Genomic DNA, 19,363 nt, shown 5'->3' on the forward strand with positions numbered 1-19,363 from the left:
GGCATGCGGGCAGGGCGGTCCGCCGACCTGATGCTTACCGAGAGCGTCTGGAATGCCTCAACACCCAAAGGGTGAAGGGACTACCAGGAGCTCTTGGTCACGCCCGGCAGCTCGCCACGGTGAGCCATCTCACGAAGGCACACGCGGCACAGGCCGAACTTGCGGTACACGGAGTGGGGACGACCGCAGCGCTGGCAGCGGGTGTACGCACGCACACCGAACTTGGGCTTGCGGGCAGCCTTCGCGATGAGAGCCTTCTTCGCCATCTCGCTTACGCCTCCTTGAAGGGGAAGCCGAGGTGACGAAGGAGCGCGCGGCCCTCAGCGTCGTTGGTCGCCGTGGTGACCACGGTGATGTCCATACCCCGGGTACGGTCGATCTTGTCCTGGTCGATCTCGTGGAACATGACCTGCTCCGTGAGACCGAAGGTGTAGTTGCCACGGCCGTCGAACTGCTTCGGCGACAGACCACGGAAGTCACGGATACGCGGCAGCGCGAGCGACAGCGTACGGTCCAGGAACTCCCACATGCGGTCACCACGGAGGGTGACGTGGCAGCCGATCGGCTGACCCTCACGCAGCTTGAACTGCGCGATGGACTTGCGGGCCTTCGTGACGGCCGGCTTCTGACCGGTGATCGTCGTCAGGTCGCGGATGGCGCCGTCGATCAGCTTCGAGTCACGGGCGGCGTCGCCGACACCCATGTTCACGACGATCTTGACGAGACCGGGGATCTGCATGACGTTCTCGTAGGAGAACTCCTCACGCAGCTTGCCCGCGATGTCCTCGCGGTACTTCGTCTTGAGACGCGGAGTGGTAGCCATCAGATGTCCTCACCCGTCCGCTTGGCAACGCGGATCTTGTTGCCCTCGTCGTCGAAGCGGTAGCCGACGCGGGTGACGACCTTCTTGCCGTCCTTCTCCACAACCAGCTGAACGTTGCTCACGTGGACCGGGGCCTCGGTGATCACGATGCCACCGGCCTGGTTCTGCGCGGCCTTGGTGTGCTTCTTGACCCGGTTGACACCCTCGACGAGGACACGGTTCTCAGCGGGGAAGGCAACGATGACCTTGCCCTGCTTGCCCTTGTCCTTACCGGTGATGACCTGGACCAGGTCGCCCTTCTTGATCTTCATGCTTACAGCACCTCCGGCGCGAGCGAGATGATCTTCATGAACTTCTTCTCGCGCAGCTCACGGCCGACGGGGCCGAAGATACGGGTGCCGCGAGGGTCGCCGTCGTTCTTCAGAATGACGGCGGCGTTCTCGTCGAAGCGGATGTACGAGCCGTCCTGGCGGCGGCGCTCCTTGACGGTGCGAACGATGACCGCCTTGACGACGTCACCCTTCTTCACGTTGCCACCGGGGATCGCGTCCTTGACGGTGGCGACGATGACGTCACCGATGCCCGCGTAGCGGCGACCGGAGCCACCGAGAACACGGATGCAAAGGATCTCCTTGGCACCAGTGTTGTCGGCGACACGCAGTCGCGACTCCTGCTGGATCACGTCTATCTCCTGTTTGTCTGCCGGTTCCCGGCGGGGGCCTCACACTCCGAAGAGCGGCGGCCCCCACCGAGCCTGGCGGAACGAATCCGGGGGAAACCCCCCGGACTTGATTACTTGGCCTTCTCGAGGATCTCGACGATGCGCCAGCGCTTGCTCGCCGACAGCGGACGCGTCTCCATGATGAGGACGCGGTCGCCGACGCCGGCAGCGTTCTGCTCGTCGTGCGCCTTGAGCTTGTTCGTACGGCGGATGACCTTGCCGTACAGGGCGTGCTTCACGCGGTCCTCGACGGCGACGACGACGGTCTTGTCCATCTTGTCGCTGACGACCAGACCCTCACGGGTCTTGCGGAAACCGCGCTCGGTCTTCTCAGTCACGTTGTTCTCGCTCATCAGGCGCTCTCCACCGTCTCGATACCGAGCTCACGCTCGTGCATCAGGGTGTAGATGCGAGCGATGTCCTTACGGACGGACTTGAGCCGGCCGTTGTTCTCCAGCTGACCCGTGGCCGCCTGGAAGCGGAGCTTGAACAGCTCCTCCTTGGCCTCGCGCAGCTTGCCAACGAGCTCCTCGTTGCCGAGCTCACGCAGCTCGGACGCCTTGGTTCCCGTCGCCATCACGACTCACCTGCCTCGCGCCGAACAATCCGGCACTTCATCGGAAGCTTGTGAGCAGCGCGGGTGAGCGCCTCACGAGCAATCTTCTCGTTCGGGTAGGACAGCTCGAACATGACCCGACCCGGGTGCACGTTGGCGATCCACCACTCGGGAGAACCCTTACCGGAACCCATGCGGGTCTCGGCAGGCTTCTTCGTGAGCGGGCGGTCCGGGTAGATGTTGATCCAGACCTTGCCGCCACGCTTGATGTGGCGGGTCATCGCGATACGAGCCGCCTCGATCTGGCGGTTCGTCACGTAGGCGGGGGTGAGCGCCTGGATGCCGTACTCGCCGAACGAGACCTCAGTACCGCCCTTGGCCATACCGCGGCGCTTCGGGTGGTGCTGCTTACGGTGCTTGACCCTACGAGGGATCAGCATGTTGGTCAGGCCTCCGTTCCGGTGCTCTCAGCCGGAGCGGCGGCGGGAGCCTCGGCCTTGGGGGCCTCGACACCAGCAGCCTGCTGCGGCTTGCGGCCACCACGGCCGCCGCGCTCGCCACCACGGCCACCACGGCCGGCGGGACGGTCGCCAGCGCCGGCACCACGGGCCGGGCGGTTACCCGCACGGGCCGCAGCGTTCTCGGCGCGAACCTCGGCGATGTTCTTGACGTCGCCCTTGTAGATCCAGACCTTCACACCGATACGGCCGAAGGTGGTCTTGGCCTCGAAGAAGCCGTAGTCCACGTTCGCGCGCAGCGTGTGCAGCGGCACACGACCCTCGCGGTAGAACTCGGAGCGGGACATCTCGGCGCCGCCGAGGCGACCGCCACACTGGATCTTGATGCCCTTGGCGCCGGCCTTCATGGTGCCCTGCATGCTCTTGCGCATGGCACGACGGAAGGAGACGCGGGAGGAGAGCTGCTCGGCAACGGCCTGGGCAACCAGCTGAGCGTCGAGCTCGGGGTTCTTGACCTCGAGGATGTTCAGCTGGACCTGCTTGCCCGTGAGCTTCTCGAGGTCACCGCGGATGCGGTCGGCCTCGGCGCCACGGCGGCCGATGACGATGCCGGGACGGGCGGTGTGGATGTCCACACGCACGCGGTCACGGGTGCGCTCGATCTCAACCTTCGAGATGCCGGCGCGCTCCATGCCGGACGTCATCATCCGACGGATGGCGACGTCTTCCTTGACGTAGTCCTTGTACAGCTTGTCGGCGTACCAACGCGACTTGAAGTCGGTGGTGATGCCGAGCCGGAACCCGTGCGGGTTTACCTTCTGGCCCATTACCGGGAACCTTCCTTGCTGCTGACGACCACGGTGATGTGGCTGGTCCGCTTGCGGATCCGGTAGGCACGGCCCTGCGCACGCGGACGGAACCGCTTCAGGGTCGGGCCCTCGTCCACGTACGCCTCGCTGATGACCAGCGTGGAGGCGTCCGGGTGGTTGTAGTTGTGTGCGGCATTGGCAATGGCGCTGTCCAGCACCTTGCCAACCGGCACGCTCGCGGCCTGCGGGGCGAAACGCAGGACCGCCTGAGCCTCCGTGGCATCCATGCCACGGATAAGGTCCACCACGCGGCGGGCCTTCATGGGCGTGACGCGGATGTACCGCGCCTGGGCCCTGGCTTCCATGGTTGTCCCTTCGGTGTAAGTCATAGTCGTAACCACCCCGCCTTTAGCGGCGCTTCGACTTCCGGTCGTCCTTGACGTGGCCGCGGAAGGTGCGAGTCGGCGAGAACTCGCCGAGCTTGTGGCCGACCATCGACTCGGTGACGAACACCGGGACGTGCGTCTTGCCGTTGTGCACCGCGATGGTGTGACCCAGCATCGCCGGGATGATCATCGAGCGACGGGACCAGGTCTTGATGACGTTCTTGGTACCAGCTTCGTTCTGAGCGTCCACCTTCTTTACGAGGTGGTCGTCGACGAAGGGTCCCTTCTTGAGACTGCGCGGCATCTAAACCCGCTCCTAGCGCTTCTTGTTCGTCTTGCGGCGGCGGACGATGTACTTGCTCGAAGCCTTCTTCGGCGAGCGAGTACGACCCTCCTTCTGACCCCACGGGGAGACCGGGTGGCGACCACCACTGGTCTTGCCCTCACCACCACCGTGCGGGTGGTCAACCGGGTTCATCGCGACACCGCGGACGGTCGGGCGAACGCCCTTCCAGCGCATGCGGCCGGCCTTGCCCCAGTTGATGTTCGACTGCTCGGCGTTGCCGACCTCGCCGACCGTGGCGCGGCAGCGCGCGTCGACGAGACGGATCTCACCGGACGGCATACGAAGGTGGGCCATCACGCCCTCCTTCGCCAGCAGCTGCACGGAGGCACCAGCGGAGCGCGCGAACTTGGCGCCGCCACCGGGGCGGAGCTCGATCGCGTGGATCGTGGTACCAACCGGGATGTTGCGAAGCGCGAGGTTGTTGCCCGGCTTGATGTCGGCCGTCGGGCCGTTCTCAATCCGGTCACCCTGCTGCAGACCGCGCGGCGCGATGATGTAGCGCTTCTCGCCGTCGGCGTAGTGCAGCAGCGCGATGCGCGCAGTGCGGTTGGGGTCGTACTCGATGTGCGCGACCTTGGCCGGCACGCCGTCCTTGTCGTGACGACGGAAGTCGATCACGCGGTAGGCGCGCTTGTGGCCACCGCCCTGGTGGCGAACGGTCACACGACCGGTGTTGTTACGGCCGCCCTTGCTGTGCAGGGGGCGGACCAGCGACTTCTCCGGCGTGGACCGCGTGATCTCGACAAAGTCGGCGACGCTGGAGCCACGACGGCCCGGGGTCGTCGGCTTGTACTTGCGGATACCCATTTCTCAGTCCTCGTCCGATTCCGGACGACTAGACCTCCGTTAGGAGGCCTGGCCGCCGAAGATGTCGATACGGTTGCCCTCGGCAAGGGTCACGATGGCGCGCTTGGTGTTGGCGCGCTTGCCGAAACCGGTCTTGGTGCGCTTGCGCTTACCCTGACGGTTGATCGTGTTGACCCCGGTGACCTTGACCGAGAAGACCGCTTCCACGGCCTGCTTGATCTGGGTCTTGTTGGCGCCGGGCGCGACGATGAACGTGTACTTGTTCTCGTCCAGCAGCGCGTAGCTCTTCTCCGAGACGACCGGCTTGATCAGCAGGTCGCGCGGGTCGGTGAAGGTCTTGCTGGTAACGGTCGCCTCAGACATCAGGCGTCGCTCCCTTCGGTCTCGTCGGCCTTGGGGCCAGACACGAAGGACTCGAGCGCGGCCTGAGTGAAGACCACGTCGTCAGAGACGATCACGTCGTACGTGTTCAGCTGGCCCGGCTCCAGGATGTGAACCTGGGGCAGGTTGCGGGCGGACAGCCACGCGGCCTCGTCGGCACGCTCGACGACCAGGAGCAGGTTCTTGCGCTCCGAGATCTTGCCGAACAGCGTCTTGGCGGCCTTCGTGGAGGCGGCACCCTCGACCACGCCGGTGACGACGTGGATGCGGGAGTGACGCGCACGGTCCGAGAGGGCACCGCGGAGGGCGGCGACCTTCATCTTCTTGGGGGTCCGCTGCGAGTAGTCACGCGGCTGCGGGCCGTGGACGACGCCACCGCCTGCGAACTGCGGAGCGCGGGTCGAACCCTGACGGGCGCGGCCGGTGCCCTTCTGGCGGTACGGCTTGCGGCCACCACCACGGACTTCGCCACGGGTCTTGGTCTTGTGCGTGCCCTGACGGGCAGCTGCCAGCTGGGCGACAACGACCTGGTGGATCAGCGGAACGCTGGTCTTCGCGTCGAAGATCTCCGCGGGGAGCTCGACGGTACCGGCCTTGTCGCCTGCCGGCGAAAGGATGTCAATGGTGCTCATTACCTCAAGCCCCCTTGGCCGCGGTACGGACCAGGACGAGGCCGCCGTTCGGACCGGGGACCGCGCCCTTGATGAGCAGCAGACCCTTCTCCGCGTCAACCGCGTGGATGGTCAGGTTCTGGGTGGTGACGCGCTCGTTACCCATGCGACCGGCCATGCGCATGCCCTTGAAGACACGCCCAGGGGTGGCACAGCCACCGATCGAACCGGGGGAGCGGTGCTTGCGCTGCACACCGTGACCGGCGCCGAGGCCCCGGAAGTTGTGCCGCTTCATGACACCGGCGAAGCCCTTGCCCTTGCTGTTGCCCGTGACGTCAACCTTGACGCCGGACTCGAACACCTCAGCAGTGATCTCCTGGCCGAGCGTGTACTCGCTGGCGTCGGAGGTGCGGAGCTCCACCAGGTGGCGGCGGGGGGTCACGTCGGCCTTGGCGAAGTGGCCCTTGAGGGGCTTGTTCACCTTGCGCGGGTCGATCTCGCCGAAGGCGATCTGGACCGACTCGTAGCCGTCGATGTCGTTCGTACGGACCTGGGTAACGACGCAGGGTCCGGCCTTGACCACGGTCACCGGGACGACACGGTTGTTCTCGTCCCAGACCTGGGTCATGCCGAGCTTCTCGCCCAGGACGCCCTTGATCTGCTTTGCCATCTTCTCGACGCCTCTCAGAGCTTGATCTCGATGTCAACGCCGGCCGGAAGGTCCAGGCGCATCAGCGAGTCAACGGTCTTGGGGGTCGGGTCGAGGATGTCGATCAGGCGCTTGTGCGTGCGCATCTCGAAGTGCTCGCGCGAGTCCTTGTACTTGTGCGGCGACTTGATGACGCAGTACACGTTCTTCTCAGTGGGCAGCGGCACCGGGCCCGCGACCGACGCACCAGTGCGCGTCACCGTCTCGACGATCTTCTTCGCCGAGGAGTCGATGACCTCGTGGTCGTAGGCCTTGAGCCGGATGCGGATCTTCTGTCCCGCCATGGCTACTCCGTAGTCCTGTCTCTATGTGGAAACGCTCTGGCTCTCGGTCGGCTGCGGGACGGATCCTGCGGCTTCTCTCCGACCCACGCGGTCGGGCGTGTCGCACTCCCTCTACAGAAAATTCCCATACGGAAATTCCCTCGTCCAAGGGGGTGCGGTCCCTGTGACCGCGTTTCGGGGGAGAAACACCCACCGAGCGCCTGGTGGGCGCCGTGCTGACACTTCCCAGAAGATTCCCGTACGTCCGCCCCCATTGCTGCCCCGGAAGGCAGATTAAGGACGACGAGTACTGTGGGACTCGCTTCCGGTCCTCCCGGCGGGAGGCGCGCAGCATCGGCACTCAGCCGAGCAACTTGAGTAGTCTGCCATACGAGGCACGTACCTGGCCAATCGGGCCGAAGAGAATACCCCGCCACGCTGAGTGGTCAAACCGCCGCACCCATGTCCCCCGCGCGGGGTATCTCCCCAGGCCCTGTCGTCTCCCCGGTCAGGACCGGGACACGCTGCCGCAGCCTTCCTGGCGGGTCGCGTCGATGCTCTTGCTCCGGTCGTACGGGTCCTCGGGCGTTCCGGAGGGCGTCGCGCCGGTCACCGGGTCCGCGTCGAAGGCCGGGTGCACGTAGCCGTCGTACACGTCGCACGCGCTGTTCGCGATGTCGACGCGGTACGTGTCCAGCCAGAGCCGGCCGGCCGTCGCCTCCCACTTGCGGGGGTCGGCGATCGAGAAGGTGATCTCGCGGCGCACGATGGTCCGCTCGACCTGGTCCGCGCCCGCCGCGGCCTTCACCAGCGGATACACGAAGGTGAAGTCGGCCAGCACGTTGGCCTGGCCGGCCTCCTTGCCGGGCTCCAGCCACATCCGGCCGCGCACTTTGACCACGTCGCCCACGAGCTTCAGCTCGGCCGGGTTGTACCGGGTGATCAGGCTGAGGGGGTCCTGTTCCTTGCCCGGCTTGGCCAGGGACTTGTCCACGAGGGCCGACGTCTCGTCGTCCTTCGGGTCCAGCAGGGCCAGCGCCGCCGCAGGGCGCTCGCCGCGCAGGGCCGCCGGGTCGAGATTGGTCGCCACCAGGAACTGCTTGGCCTTCGCCAGCGCGTCGGCGACCTTCTCCTGGGACATTCCTCCGACGGCCTCGGCCGCGGGCAGCTCGATGCCGGCGGCGCCGTCCGCCCACTGGAGGGCCGGGGAGCCGCGGAAAGGTTCCTGCAAGGTCGGGGCATCGGGGTCCACCGACGGCGGCGGCGCGGTCGGGCGCGCCGTCTCCGCGGCCAGCGGGCCCGCGTTCCTGGCGTCCTCACGGGCCTGCGTCTTGCCCGTGATCCGGTCGATGACCAGCTCCGGCCGTACGGCGATCAGTGCGACCCCCGCGATGACGACGACGGCGAGCGCGGCCTTGAGGCGCCGCCTCCGCCTGCCGCGGCCCCGCATCTCCTGCCACGCCGGGCCGGTGCGCCAGCCCGGCGGGTCCTGCTGGTGCCGCAGCCGCTCGGTCACCATCCGCGCCCGCGCGGACGGCTCCCTCGGAGCGCTGCCCTCCCCTGCGGCCGCCTGCTCCATGAACCGGTTCCACTCCTCGTCGGAGGGCCCCCGCCCGTCCCCGTGTCCTTCGTTCGTCGTGCCCATTCCCCACCCTGAGTTCCTGAACGTGCGAGAGGCCCCGCACCGTCCGGTGCGGAGCCTCTCACGTGTGCTGATTCCGCTGCTAGGTCACTTGCTGAAGTACCCGGTGATGTCGGCGATCAGATCGACGCCGCCCGAGTGGTTGTAGAAGCTGACCTTCCCGTCCTTGACCGGAACGATCACCAGGTTCGGGATCGTCTGGCCCGCCGTGAAGTTCAGGTTGGAGACGCCGGGGCGCTCCGTTCCGCTCGGGAACACCGACACGAAGCCCGCCTGCGTCGGGTTGGTCGCCGTCACGTTGAGCACGACGGCGGTGACCCCGGTGGCCGGGATCCCGTCCACGCCCGCGAGCGGGAGGGTGACGAACGTGCCCCCGTTGACCTTGCCCTGCGCGACGCCCAGGCCCTCACGGGTGTCCATGAGGCGCTTCGGGCCGATGTTGGTGTGCGTCGAGCCCGCGGTGCTGTCCGAGAAGTACCCGGTGATGTCCGCGATCAGGTCGACGCTGCCGAGGTGGTTGTAGAAGCTGACCTTCCCGTCCTTGACCGGGACGATCACCAGGTTGGGGATCGTCTGGCCCGCCGTGAAGTTCAGGTTCGACGCCGTGGGACGGGGCTCGGTCGTGCCGCCCGGGTAGACCGACACGAAGCTGCCCTGCGTCGGGTTCGTCGCCGTCACGTTGAGCACGACGGCCTTGGCGTCGGCGACCGGGATGCTGAGGCTGACCGCGGTACCGCCTGCGACCTTCTGCTGCGCGACGCCCAGGCCCTCACGCGTGTCCATCAGACGCGTCGGGCCGTAGCTGGTCTGCGTGGCGCCCTCACCGCTCGAGGTGAAGTAGCCGGTGATGTCCGCGATCAGGTCGACGGTGCCCGCGTGGTTGTAGAAGGCGACCTTCCCGTCGACGACCGGCACGACCACGAGGTTCGGGATCGTCTGGCCGGCGGTGAAGTTCAGGTTCGAGGCGTCGGCGCGGGTGGTCCCGTTCGGGTAGACCGATACGAAGCTCGCCTGCGTCGGGTTCGTCGCCGTCACGTTCAGGACGACCGCGGTCACGTTGTTCATGCCCGCGCTGGTGACCGGGAGGGTGACCGAGGTGCCGCCGGCGACCTTCTGCAGCGGGACGCCCAGGCCCTCACGCGTGTCCATCAGGCGCTTGGGGGTGACGGGCACGAACTTGATGTCCTTGACCGCCGCCACGACGGTCACCGGAAGGCTGGTGGACACCTTGCCGTTCGTCGTGGTCGCCCGGACCTGGAGCTGGTGGCTGCCGAGGGCCAGCGTGGTCGAGGCCTGGGTCGCGGTGCCCGCGGTGGTCGCGACGGGCTTGTCGTCGACCAGCAGCTCGAACTTGGTCACCAGGGCACTGTTCGTGCTGGTCGACCAGTTGAGCGACACCGGGCCGGGGGTCTCCACGGGGGTGCCCGACTGGGGCACCGAACCGTTCACGTTGGTGATCTTCAGCTTCGCGGCGGGGCCGGCCTGCCGGATCGTGCCCAGCTGCGGGTACAGCGAGTTGCCCGGGCACTGGGTGTTGAAGGCGTCCCGGTGGCCCGAGAGCGTCTTGAAGTCGTACGACTGGCCCTCGGTGAAGGAGGTGCCGAAGAAGTTCGTCTGCGTGGCGCCCGCGACCAGCTTCGTCGTGCCGTTGATGTCCCCGTCGTACTGGCCGAGCTTGTACGAGGCCACCTGCGCGACGGCGTCGAGCGCGGCGGCCGAGGCCCCCTGGCTCGTGTAGTCGCCGAGGACGGCGATGCCGGTCGCCTCGGAGTTCCAGCCGAAGGTGTGCGCGCCGTGCACGGGCTGGTCGACGCCGCCCTGGCGGCCCTCGAAGACCGTGCCGCACTTGTCGACGAGGAAGTTGTAGCCGAGGTCACGCCACTTGTTGACCTCCACGTGGTACTTGTGCAGGCTGCGGACCATGGCCGCGGACTCACTGCACTCGTACGGCGTGGCGACCGCGGTGTGGTGGACGAAGGCCGCCTTGATCTTGCCGCCGGCGAGGTAGATCGGGCCCTCGTTGTTCAGGGTCTCGTCCGCGCCCCAGTCCTTGCGCAGGACCACGTTCGGCTTCGGCGCCGTGGAATCGGGGCCGGGGACCGTCGGCGGCGTGGGCAGCGGGTCCACCGCCGCCGGGAGGGCGAAGGCGACCGGGGCGACCGCGAGGTCGCCCTTCTTCTTGGGCTTGGCGGTACCCGGGTCGACCAGGTTCAACTCCATGCCCTCGGGGAGCTCGGCCGCGCCGCCGCCCACCCGTACCTCGGCGCCGTCGGAGGGACCGACCCAGACGGGCTCGGTGGCGCCCTTCAGCCCCGGACGCTTGCCGTCCATGGTGGCCTTGGCCACCTCAAGGGTGACCCACTTCGACCACTTGCCGGACTCCGCGTCCCGGGTGCGGGCCTCGATGGTTCCCTGCACCGCGGCGTCGGGGTTCTTCCAGGAGACACCGAGGAGCCCGAAGGGCTTGGTGTCCTGCTGGGAGAGCACGGCCTTGCCGGTCCCCTTCGGCTTCAGCGCGAGCTTGTGGACCTTGCCCTCGACGGGAGCGTTCGCCTTGCCGGAGGCCTCGTACCGGGCGCCCGCGTTCTCGTCCGCGTCCGTACCGAAGCCGTTGGCCGCTCCCTGGAACCCGAGTACCGCTACGACACCGAGCGCGGCGGCGAGAGCCGTCCCACGCACTCGTCCTAGTTTCAACTTGTTCCCCAACCCATGCTTTCGAGCCAACCGGGTGACACCTTCGAACGGGCGGATGCTACTGGCACCAGTTGTCGGGGAACCCACCGGGGTCCGGTTCGCGTCAGTCGCGACGCCAGATCACGCCGCCCTCACCCTGCACGCGGACCACACGGTCGATGTGCCAGCCGGCCGGCGGGTTGCGCCAGCTGTCGGTGGCCTGCGCCTTGGGGTCGAGGGCGAGTGCGGCGACGTTGGCCTCGGCCGGCGGAGCCTCGTTCCCGTTCAGGGCGCGGGTCCAGACCCGGCCTTCGAGCAGCTCGTAGTTCATCGTCACCCTGGTCTGCCAGCGGAACGACTCGTCCATCACCAGCCGGTCGTCGGGCCGCAGGCCCGCCTGCTTGAGGAACCCGGTGGCGTCGCTGTAGCTCCACTTCCTGTTGGACACGGTGACGTGGTCGGTGATGGAGACGGTCCCCCAGCCGGCGAAAACCGCCGCCGCCACCCCGACGGCGCCGGTGGCGAGCGCGATGCGGCGGCTGCCGCCGAGCAGGCGCAGCGCCAGCAGGACGGCGAACACGATCAGGGCGACCGCGGTGGTGCGCGCCCCGTGGAACCGGGTCCAGTCGTCCGACCACAGGCTGGAGAGGAAGGTCGCGTCGGGCAGGCCCCACAGGATGAACACGGACTTGGGGAGCTCACGGCTCGCCATGTGGAGCACCGCCGCCGTCAGCGCCAGCGTCACGCCCACGGAGGCGGCCCCGAGTGCGGCGATCTTCTTCCAGCCGCGGATGTGGAACAGCACCGCCACCGCGACCAGCACGAACACCACCGTCAGCGGGGACAGGTAGCGGGCGTAGACGATGGTGTCGATCCGGTGGTCCTCGGGAAGGCCGGCGGCCGCCGCCAGGGCGATGCCGCCGAGCAGCGCGACCATCAGGAAGGCCAGCACCCGGTTCGCCCGGGTGAAGCGCGAGCTGAACACGGCGTACACGCAGACCACAAGGGTCAGCGCGCCGAGACCCCAGGTGCTGGTCATGAAGTACCAGATGTGCCCGATCACCCGCATGACGGTGCGGCGCATCAGGCGGGTGTCCTGCAGCGTCTCGAAGACGACGTTGCCGACATAGCTCGCCTGGGCGCCGTCGATCCGCGGCATCAGCCAGGCGGTCATCAGCTGCTTGACGACGAACATGACGGCCAGCACGGCCAGCCCCAGCGCGGTGGCGATCCGGGGGGCCCACTTCAGGACCAGCGCCACCAGCAGCACCACACCGGTCAGCGCGATGATCACGCCGCCCCGGTCATGGGTGAGCAGGCAGTATCCGGCGGCGAAGGAGCCCAGCAGGCCGAACCTGATCCGGCGCCGTCGGTTGCCCTCGGAGAACAGGCCGTGCAGGCCGATCAGCCAGGCCAGCACCAGGGCCGGCAGCGGGGTGTCGGCCATCGCGAACTGGGAGTAGAAGGCCACCGGGGGCAGCAGCACCGCCGCGCAGGCGGCGACGAACGACACCGGCTTGGAAACGTTCAGCCGGCGCATCGCCCAGTACCCCAGCGGCAGCACCAGGCAGCTGAGCAGGGCGTTGATGCCCATGATCAGGTGGTAGGCGAACACCGGCTCCTGGCTGATCCACAGAGCGGGCGAGATGAGCAGCGAATAGCCGGCCGGGAGCACCACGTCGTTGGGGGTCTCGGTGGTCGGCAGGCCGGCCAGGATCCTGGCCATCACGAGGTAGTTCGACTCGTCCGGGGTGACCATCGGGTAGTCCTGCTCGGTGACGAGCGACAGCCGGAACAGCACGTTGAGCACGTATCCGACCACGAGAGAGACCGGCACCACCCACCGGGCGTGCCACCACCCCGCCCGGGTACCGGCGTCCGCCGAGGAGTCCCCGGAGGTCCGTTCGGTCTCCGGCTCGGCCGGGGACATGGGGGCCAGTGGCGTCATGACAGGTCACACTTCCGTGAGATGTCCGTTGTGGACGGATTCGGTCGTGCGGCGCGGCGCGGCGCCCCGCAGGGTTTCGGCGAGCCGTGCGCTCAGCGCGTGGCGTGGCGCAGCATGGCACCGGCCCCGGATCGACCGGCGTACTTGACGGCGGCGGGCAGCAGGGTGAGCGCGTGCAGCCTGGACGAGAGGTGGCGCCTGGAGACCTTCGCGGCGCGCGGCCACCCGTGCCGGTCGAGACGGTCGGCGGTCTCCACGAAGAAGCGCTTGGCCTCCTCGAAGCGGTGGCCGGTGTACGCCTTGGCCGAGGACTCGCTCGCGGCGTGCCGGCGGTAGCTGAAGCAGACCTCCGGCGTGGTGGCCAGGGTCTCCCCCGCCACCAGCAGGTCGACCACCAGGGCGAGGTCCTGGATCACGGTCAGGTCGGCGCGGAAGCCGAACCGCTTGACCGCTTCGGTGCGCCAGCAGATCGAGGGGAAGTACAGCCAGTTGCCGCGCAGCAGGCAGGAGGCCAGTTCCTCGCCGCCGAGCAGGGCCCGGCCCGGGCCCTTGGGCGCGTACAGCTTGCGCTTGGTCCGGTCGGCGAGCGTGTCGTGCGGGAGGCCGTCGGAGCCGATCACCCGGACGCCCGGCTGGATCATCGCCGCGCGCGGCTCGCGCTCGACCGCCGCCCGCACCACCCGGAGGTAGTTCGGGTGCATGAGGTCGTCGCAGCCCATGAGCACCAGGTACTCGTACTCGGCCAGTTCGACGCAGCGGTTGAAGTTGCCGGTCACGCCGAGGTTGTCCTCGTTGCGGAAGTAGCGGACCCGTGGGTCCGCCAGCCCCTCGAACCACTCGGGGACCCCCGGCTCGCGGCCGTCGTCGACCACGGTGAGCCGCCAGTCGTCGCCGTCCTGGGCGAGCACGCTGCGGACCGCGTCCCGCATCAGCGCGACGTCACCGTAGTACGGCAGGAGGATCTCGAAACGCGACATCGTGAGCCGCCTAGGCCTTGGTCAGCTCATGACCGACGAGCTCGGCGGTGCGCTTCTGGTACGCGGTGTACGCCGGGGAGCCGGGCGTGAACGCCTTGAGCTCCGCGGGCATCCGGCGGATCATCGCGAGCAGCAGCACCAGGCCGGCCCGGGTGAGGTAGACCATCGCCCTGAACGGCGAGGCGCTCGGGCGGCCGGTGGTGCGTTCCCGCATCGCGACCGGGATCTGACGGACCGTGAAGCCGGAGCGGGCCGCGCCGACCATCGACTCGATGGTGTCGCCGAGGTACTCCACCGGGTACCAGCGGGCGAAGAATTCTATGAGCGGCCGGTTGCAGGCGCGGAAGCCCGAGGTGGTGTCGGTGAGCTTGGTCCGGGTGATGCGCGACAGCACCACGGACAGCAGCGACATCGCCCACTTGCGGGGGCCGCGCACCTGGTAGTCGCCGTCGCCGGCGAACCGGGCGCCGATCACCAGGTCGGCGTCGCCGGCGGCGAGCCGCTCCAGCAGCGCCGGCACGTACGCCGGGTCGTGCTGTCCGTCGGCGTCCACCTGGATCGCCACGTCGTAGCCGTGCTGCTGCGCGTAGCGGTAGCCGAGCCGCATCGCGCCGCCGACGCCGAGGTTGAAGGGCAGCTGGGCGACGGCCGAGCCGGCCGCCCGGGCCACCTCGGCGGTGTTGTCCGCCGAGCCGTCGTCGACCACGAGGGTGTCGACGTAGGGCAGCTGCTCCTGGATCTCACGCAGGACGGAGGGCAGGCCCTCCTCCTCGTTCCAGGCGGGAAGAATGATCAGAACGCGACGACCGTCGTTCACGAGTTCACCTGTGCCTCGGTGGCGCCGGAGTCCTCCGTGCGCGGCGACGTGCTGGGGTAACCGCCCTGCTGGACGAGATGCGCGCGGATCAGCGCGACGTCCTCCGCGAGGGTGCGGGTCTCCGCCTCCAACCGGCTGGTCTCCCAGCTCAGGTGCAGACTGACCAACAGGACCAGCACGAAGCCGACGAACAGCACGAGGCTGACGCCCGACGCGATGCCGAGGCTCCTGGCGACCGGGTCCAGCAGATCGGGCACGAACCCGAGCGGCGCGACCACCAGTCCGATGGCGAGCCATATGGCGGCGTACTTCTCCCGCAGTTGCTGACGGCGCAGCAGTTCGAGGATGTACCCCAACACCAGTAGACCCGTGATCGAGGTCAAGACGGAGAGTTGCACTGCGGGCGGCGCCTTTCGCGCGAAGGGGCCAACGATTGTTGGACAAGCATATGGCACTTGATAACGCCACCAGAGCCCCCCGGAACGCGGTCCCGGCACGACCCGATGACGTTCGGATGAAGGTGACCGGCCCGCGCCGACTCAGCCCTGGGAAGGCGATCGCAGCAGGTCGGCGAAGGACGGTCGGGCGAGCGCCTCGGCGAGCTGCTCCCGCCAGTCCGACAGCGGCTCCAGCCCGGCCTCCGCCCAGCGGTCGTGACCAAGGACACTGAACGCCGGACGGACCGCGGGGCGGACGAACGCCTCCGACGTGGTCGGCCGGATCCGCTCGGGATCGAGCCCGCTGAGCCGGTACGCCTCGCGCGCCAGCCCCATCCAGGTGGTCCGGCCGCTCGCGGTGCCGTGGTAGATCCCGCCGGGGGCGCGGCCCTCCAGGGCGGCCAGGCCGAGCTCGACCAGCCGGCCCGCCAGGACGTAGGACCAGGTGGGCTGCCCGTGCTGGTCGTCGACCACGTCGAGGGTGTCGCGCTGGGCGGCGAGCTTCAGCATGGTGGCGACGAAGTTCGGGCCGTGCTCGCCGTACATCCAGGCGGTGCGGACCACGTAGCCGTCCTTCGGCAGCAGCTCGGCGACGGCCTGCTCACCGATCAGCTTGCTGCGCCCGTAGGCGTTGACCGGGCCGGTCGCGGCGTCCTCGTCGTACGGCTGCGAGGCGTCGCCGGGCAACACGTAGTCGGTGGAGATGTGCAGCAGGCGCGCTCCGGCGGCGGCGCAGGCCTCCGCGAGGAGGCGTACGCCGGTGCCGTTGACGGCGGTGGCGGCTTCCTCGGCGGTCTCGGCGCCGTCCACATCGGTCCAGGCGGCGCAGTTCACCACGACCGCTACACCCTCGACGGCTGCCCTCACGGCGGCCGGGTCGGTGATGTCGAGATCGGAATGGCCGAGGCCGACGGCCTCGATCCCGGCATCGCCGAGCACGGTCAGGACGTCCCAGCCGAGCATTCCGGCGGCTCCCGTGACGAGCCAGCGCCCTGCGCCGGGGTTCGCCGTCATCCCCGCACAGCCGGGGGCGCCTCGACGTCGGCCTCGGCGACGGTGTGCCCGGGGTGGCCGGTGGCCGTCGCGACTTCCTTGTCGAGCCGGTTGCGGACGAATCCTGATCCGATGAAGCCGGCGCCGCCGGTCACGAGGATGCGCATAATACGAGGAGTCTAGAGGAGTCTCGCGGCCCCCGGAACGGCGTGTCACGAGCCCGACTCCCCCACACCCCTCTCCCTTAGGCCTGCTCCATGCGCGGAATCCTCCTGGCCGGTGGCACCGGATCACGACTCTGGCCGCTGACCCGGGCAGTCTCGAAGCAGCTGTTGCCCGTCTTCGACAAGCCGATGATCTACTACCCCCTCTCCACCCTGGTGATGGCCGGGATCAGCGAGATCCTGATCATCACCACCCCGGACGACCGCGACCAGTTCGAGCGGCTGCTCGGCGACGGTTCGCAGCTCGGCCTGCGGCTGGAGTACGCCGTCCAGGAGCGCCCCGAGGGCATCGCCCAGGCGTTCGTCCTCGGCGCCGACTTCATCGGCGACGAGTCCGTCGCGCTGATCCTCGGCGACAACATCTTCCACGGCAGCGGCCTCGGCACCCGCCTCGCGCAGCACACCGGCGCCAAGGGCGGCCGGGTGTTCGCGTACCCGGTGGCGGATCCGACGGCGTACGGCGTCGTCGAGTTCGACGCGAAGGGCCAGGCCGTCTCCATCGAGGAGAAGCCGGTCAAGCCGAAGTCCCGCTACGCGGTGCCGGGCCTGTACTTCTACGACAACCGCGTCGTCGAGATCGCCCGCGGCCTGAAGCCCAGCGCCCGCGGCGAACTGGAGATCACCGCCGTCAACGACGCCTACCTCCAGGCCGGCGAACTGAACGTGACCGTCCTCGACCGGGGTACGGCCTGGCTCGACACCGGCACCTTCGTCTCGATGGTCCAGGCCTCGGAGTTCGTGCGCGTGATCGAGGAGCGCCAGGGCTTCAAGATCGGCTGCGTCGAGGAGGCCGCCTGGCGGGCGGGCCTGATCGACTCCGCGCGACTGCGCGAGCTGGCCGAACCGCTGAGGAAGAGCGGCTACGGCGACTACCTGCTGCAGTTGCTCGCCGAGGAGGACGCCCGATGAGGTTCCGCCGGCCGATTCGCTCCGCGTGAGCCGACCCGCCAGCATACGGGAAGAGGGCCGCAACCCGTGCGTACGGGGTGCGGCCCTCTTCCCGTCAGTGGACGACGGAGAAGCTGCGCCACGGCAGGCTGCCGGGGGCCGTCACGTTCGAGGTGGTCGTCGGGACGTAGATCCCCTCGGCCCTTTCCGTCTTCTGGCAGTTCGGCGTCCGGTACAGGACCACGTCGACCAGGGTGTGGTTCTCCACGTGGGCCGCGCCGTGCGGGAGCCGGATCTTGTGGCAGCCCTGGACGGGAGTGTTCGAGTACGTGACCTCGATCGGGGAGTCGTGGGCGCGGAAGGCGAGTGTGCCCACGGTGGTCTTGCCGGCCGAGCAGGCCGTGGCCGTCGCCGTGAGCAGGAGCGCCGCCCCGATGATGACGCCGGTGCGCCGGAGCTGGGCGCCTCCGTGTTCGAACATGACTCGGTCCTCGTCTGTGCGGTGAAGTCTGCCCTTCACCGCAGCCTCGCGCGCCGCGCCCCGGGAGGCATCCGCAGCGCACCCGAATGAGGGACCGCCCCCGTACGCCGAAGGGCCCCGACCCACCGCCGAAGCGATGGGCCGGGGCCCTTCAGTGCAACTTGGTTCGCTCAAGCGAGCTACCAGGTCAGAACACGAATTACTTCGTGATCTTGGTGACCTGGCCGGCGCCCACGGTACGACCACCCTCACGGATGGCGAACTTCAGGCCCTCCTCCATGGCGACCGGCTGGATCAGCGCGACCGTCATCTCGGTGTTGTCGCCCGGCATGACCATCTCCGTGCCGGCCGGCAGGGTGACGACACCCGTGACGTCCGTGGTACGGAAGTAGAACTGCGGACGGTAGTTGTTGAAGAAGGGGGTGTGACGGCCACCCTCGTCCTTCGACAGGATGTAGGCCTGGGCCTCGAACTCGGTGTGCGGGGTGACCGAACCGGGCTTGATGATGACCTGGCCGCGCTCGACGTCCTCGCGCTTGATGCCACGGAGGAGCAGACCGACGTTCTCACCGGCCTGGCCCTCGTCGAGGAGCTTGCGGAACATCTCGATACCGGTGACCGTGGTGGTGGTCTTGGTCTCCTTGATACCGATGATGTCGACGGTCTCGTTGACCTTCAGGACACCACGCTCGATACGGCCGGTGACGACGGTACCGCGACCGGTGATCGTGAAGACGTCCTCGACGGGCATGAGGAACGGCTTCTCGGTGTCACGCGGCGGGGTCGGGATGGCCTCGTCGACGGCGGACATGAGGCCGAGGAGCTTCTCGCCCCACTCCTTGTCGCCCTCGAGCGCCTTCAGCGCGGAGACGCGGACGACCGGCAGGTCGTCGCCCGGGAACTCGTACTCGGAGAGGAGCTCACGGACCTCGAGCTCGACGAGCTCCAGGATCTCCTCGTCGTCCACCATGTCGGCCTTGTTCAGGGCGACGACGATGTAGGGGACGCCGACCTGGCGGGCCAGGAGCACGTGCTCCTTGGTCTGCGGCATCGGGCCGTCGGTGGCGGCGACCACGAGGATCGCGCCGTCCATCTGCGCGGCACCGGTGATCATGTTCTTGATGTAGTCGGCGTGACCCGGGCAGTCGACGTGGGCGTAGTGACGCGCCTCGGTCTGGTACTCGACGTGCGCGATCGAGATGGTGATACCGCGCTGGCGCTCCTCAGGAGCCTTGTCGATCTGGTCGAAGGCCGAGGCCTCGTTCAGGTCCGGGTACGCGTCGTGCAGCACCTTGGTAATGGCGGCCGTGAGGGTCGTCTTACCGTGGTCAATGTGACCGATGGTGCCGATGTTGACGTGCGGCTTAGTCCGCTCGAACTTCGCCTTCGCCACGGGGTCCTCCTGGAGAGTGG

The 19,363-nt window shown here is 68.2% G+C and carries 26 protein-coding genes; 1 reads left to right on the forward strand and 25 read right to left on the reverse strand.

The features are described from left to right. Nucleotides 1-80: 80 nt before the first annotated feature. From ACFV9H_RS23815 to ACFV9H_RS23925, 23 genes are all read right to left on the reverse strand, one after another. Nucleotides 81-266, reverse strand: a complete 186-nt coding sequence (locus ACFV9H_RS23815) for a type Z 30S ribosomal protein S14 (protein WP_003956452.1) — start codon at nucleotides 264-266, stop codon at nucleotides 81-83. Nucleotides 267-271: 5 nt separating this feature from the next. Continuing rightward, nucleotides 272-823, reverse strand: a complete 552-nt coding sequence (gene rplE / locus ACFV9H_RS23820; protein ID WP_030154702.1) for a 50S ribosomal protein L5 — start codon at nucleotides 821-823, stop codon at nucleotides 272-274. Beyond that, nucleotides 823-1,134, reverse strand: coding sequence for a 50S ribosomal protein L24 (gene rplX, locus ACFV9H_RS23825; RefSeq protein WP_150258782.1), 312 nt, complete (start codon nucleotides 1,132-1,134; stop codon nucleotides 823-825). The genes rplE and rplX overlap by 1 nt, the downstream gene beginning before the upstream one ends. 2 nt (nucleotides 1,135-1,136) lie before the next feature. Beyond that, nucleotides 1,137-1,505, reverse strand: a complete 369-nt coding sequence (rplN, locus tag ACFV9H_RS23830) for a 50S ribosomal protein L14 (RefSeq protein WP_003956455.1) — start codon at nucleotides 1,503-1,505, stop codon at nucleotides 1,137-1,139. Between the two features lie 110 nt (nucleotides 1,506-1,615). After that, nucleotides 1,616-1,897, reverse strand: coding sequence for a 30S ribosomal protein S17 (gene rpsQ / locus ACFV9H_RS23835; RefSeq protein WP_030008467.1), 282 nt, complete (start codon nucleotides 1,895-1,897; stop codon nucleotides 1,616-1,618). Further along, nucleotides 1,897-2,121 (reverse strand): 50S ribosomal protein L29, encoded by a 225-nt coding sequence (gene rpmC / locus ACFV9H_RS23840; RefSeq protein ID WP_008739703.1) that lies wholly within the window; start codon nucleotides 2,119-2,121, stop codon nucleotides 1,897-1,899. Before rpmC ends, rpsQ begins: the two co-directional genes overlap by 1 nt. Next, nucleotides 2,121-2,540: a 50S ribosomal protein L16 gene (rplP, locus tag ACFV9H_RS23845; protein WP_030026326.1), complete on the reverse strand. Its 420-nt coding sequence runs from the start codon at nucleotides 2,538-2,540 to the stop codon at nucleotides 2,121-2,123. The genes rpmC and rplP overlap by 1 nt, the downstream gene beginning before the upstream one ends. 5 nt (nucleotides 2,541-2,545) lie before the next feature. Further along, nucleotides 2,546-3,385 carry a 30S ribosomal protein S3 gene (gene rpsC / locus ACFV9H_RS23850; protein ID WP_363060139.1) on the reverse strand — a complete coding sequence of 280 codons (840 nt, stop codon included), beginning with the start codon at nucleotides 3,383-3,385 and terminating at the stop codon, nucleotides 2,546-2,548. Then, the gene (gene rplV, locus ACFV9H_RS23855; RefSeq protein ID WP_007265904.1) at nucleotides 3,385-3,732 is read right to left on the reverse strand and encodes a 50S ribosomal protein L22; all 348 of its coding nucleotides are present in this window, start codon (nucleotides 3,730-3,732) and stop codon (nucleotides 3,385-3,387) included. Before rplV ends, rpsC begins: the two co-directional genes overlap by 1 nt. A gap of 43 nt (nucleotides 3,733-3,775) precedes the next feature. After that, nucleotides 3,776-4,057 carry a 30S ribosomal protein S19 gene (gene rpsS / locus ACFV9H_RS23860; RefSeq protein WP_249767356.1) on the reverse strand — a complete coding sequence of 94 codons (282 nt, stop codon included), beginning with the start codon at nucleotides 4,055-4,057 and terminating at the stop codon, nucleotides 3,776-3,778. A gap of 12 nt (nucleotides 4,058-4,069) precedes the next feature. Then, nucleotides 4,070-4,906 (reverse strand): 50S ribosomal protein L2, encoded by an 837-nt coding sequence (gene rplB / locus ACFV9H_RS23865; protein WP_007265902.1) that lies wholly within the window; start codon nucleotides 4,904-4,906, stop codon nucleotides 4,070-4,072. Nucleotides 4,907-4,945: 39 nt separating this feature from the next. After that, nucleotides 4,946-5,269 (reverse strand): 50S ribosomal protein L23, encoded by a 324-nt coding sequence (rplW, locus tag ACFV9H_RS23870; RefSeq protein ID WP_007265901.1) that lies wholly within the window; start codon nucleotides 5,267-5,269, stop codon nucleotides 4,946-4,948. Next, on the reverse strand, nucleotides 5,269-5,919 hold the full coding sequence (rplD, locus tag ACFV9H_RS23875; RefSeq protein WP_031152736.1) for a 50S ribosomal protein L4: 651 nt from the start codon (nucleotides 5,917-5,919) through the stop codon (nucleotides 5,269-5,271). Before rplD ends, rplW begins: the two co-directional genes overlap by 1 nt. Before the next feature lie 4 nt (nucleotides 5,920-5,923). Further along, on the reverse strand, nucleotides 5,924-6,568 hold the full coding sequence (gene rplC / locus ACFV9H_RS23880; RefSeq protein WP_007265899.1) for a 50S ribosomal protein L3: 645 nt from the start codon (nucleotides 6,566-6,568) through the stop codon (nucleotides 5,924-5,926). A 14-nt stretch (nucleotides 6,569-6,582) separates the two neighbouring features. Beyond that, complete coding sequence (rpsJ, locus tag ACFV9H_RS23885) at nucleotides 6,583-6,891, reverse strand: 30S ribosomal protein S10 (RefSeq protein ID WP_003948644.1); 309 nt, start codon at nucleotides 6,889-6,891, stop codon at nucleotides 6,583-6,585. 487 nt (nucleotides 6,892-7,378) lie between these two features. Next, complete coding sequence (locus ACFV9H_RS23890; protein ID WP_385401590.1) at nucleotides 7,379-8,515, reverse strand: hypothetical protein; 1,137 nt, start codon at nucleotides 8,513-8,515, stop codon at nucleotides 7,379-7,381. An 84-nt stretch (nucleotides 8,516-8,599) separates the two neighbouring features. Continuing rightward, nucleotides 8,600-11,191 carry an N-acetylmuramoyl-L-alanine amidase gene (locus tag ACFV9H_RS23895; RefSeq protein WP_385401592.1) on the reverse strand — a complete coding sequence of 864 codons (2,592 nt, stop codon included), beginning with the start codon at nucleotides 11,189-11,191 and terminating at the stop codon, nucleotides 8,600-8,602. A gap of 118 nt (nucleotides 11,192-11,309) precedes the next feature. Next, nucleotides 11,310-13,133, reverse strand: a complete 1,824-nt coding sequence (locus tag ACFV9H_RS23900) for an ArnT family glycosyltransferase (protein WP_385401595.1) — start codon at nucleotides 13,131-13,133, stop codon at nucleotides 11,310-11,312. 92 nt (nucleotides 13,134-13,225) lie between these two features. Next, nucleotides 13,226-14,110 carry a glycosyltransferase family 2 protein gene (locus ACFV9H_RS23905; protein WP_385401597.1) on the reverse strand — a complete coding sequence of 295 codons (885 nt, stop codon included), beginning with the start codon at nucleotides 14,108-14,110 and terminating at the stop codon, nucleotides 13,226-13,228. A gap of 10 nt (nucleotides 14,111-14,120) precedes the next feature. Further along, a complete protein-coding gene (locus tag ACFV9H_RS23910; protein ID WP_385401600.1) occupies nucleotides 14,121-14,927 on the reverse strand; it encodes a glycosyltransferase family 2 protein in 807 nt (268 codons plus the stop codon). Further along, nucleotides 14,924-15,325, reverse strand: coding sequence for a DUF2304 family protein (locus ACFV9H_RS23915; RefSeq protein WP_385401603.1), 402 nt, complete (start codon nucleotides 15,323-15,325; stop codon nucleotides 14,924-14,926). The genes ACFV9H_RS23910 and ACFV9H_RS23915 overlap by 4 nt, the downstream gene beginning before the upstream one ends. Before the next feature lie 141 nt (nucleotides 15,326-15,466). Beyond that, a complete protein-coding gene (gene rfbD / locus ACFV9H_RS23920) occupies nucleotides 15,467-16,378 on the reverse strand; it encodes a dTDP-4-dehydrorhamnose reductase (protein WP_385401605.1) in 912 nt (303 codons plus the stop codon). Continuing rightward, a complete protein-coding gene (locus ACFV9H_RS23925) occupies nucleotides 16,375-16,524 on the reverse strand; it encodes a hypothetical protein (RefSeq protein ID WP_385401607.1) in 150 nt (49 codons plus the stop codon). Before ACFV9H_RS23925 ends, rfbD begins: the two co-directional genes overlap by 4 nt. A gap of 90 nt (nucleotides 16,525-16,614) precedes the next feature. Here ACFV9H_RS23925 and rfbA point away from each other — a divergent pair, with 90 nt between their 5' ends. After that, entirely contained in the window at nucleotides 16,615-17,490 is an 876-nt protein-coding gene (rfbA, locus tag ACFV9H_RS23930) for a glucose-1-phosphate thymidylyltransferase RfbA (protein ID WP_385401609.1), read from the forward strand. Between the two features lie 94 nt (nucleotides 17,491-17,584). Here the strand turns inward: rfbA and ACFV9H_RS23935 are convergent, their stop codons facing one another. Together ACFV9H_RS23935 and tuf are read right to left on the reverse strand one after the other, a co-directional pair. After that, complete coding sequence (locus ACFV9H_RS23935) at nucleotides 17,585-17,950, reverse strand: hypothetical protein (RefSeq protein WP_385401611.1); 366 nt, start codon at nucleotides 17,948-17,950, stop codon at nucleotides 17,585-17,587. Between the two features lie 199 nt (nucleotides 17,951-18,149). Beyond that, nucleotides 18,150-19,343 carry an elongation factor Tu gene (gene tuf, locus ACFV9H_RS23940; protein ID WP_030008455.1) on the reverse strand — a complete coding sequence of 398 codons (1,194 nt, stop codon included), beginning with the start codon at nucleotides 19,341-19,343 and terminating at the stop codon, nucleotides 18,150-18,152. Nucleotides 19,344-19,363 lie beyond the last annotated feature (20 nt).

The sequence above is a fragment of the Streptomyces sp. NPDC059874 genome (genome assembly GCF_042731135.1).
Taxonomy (GTDB): domain Bacteria; phylum Actinomycetota; class Actinomycetes; order Streptomycetales; family Streptomycetaceae; genus Streptomyces.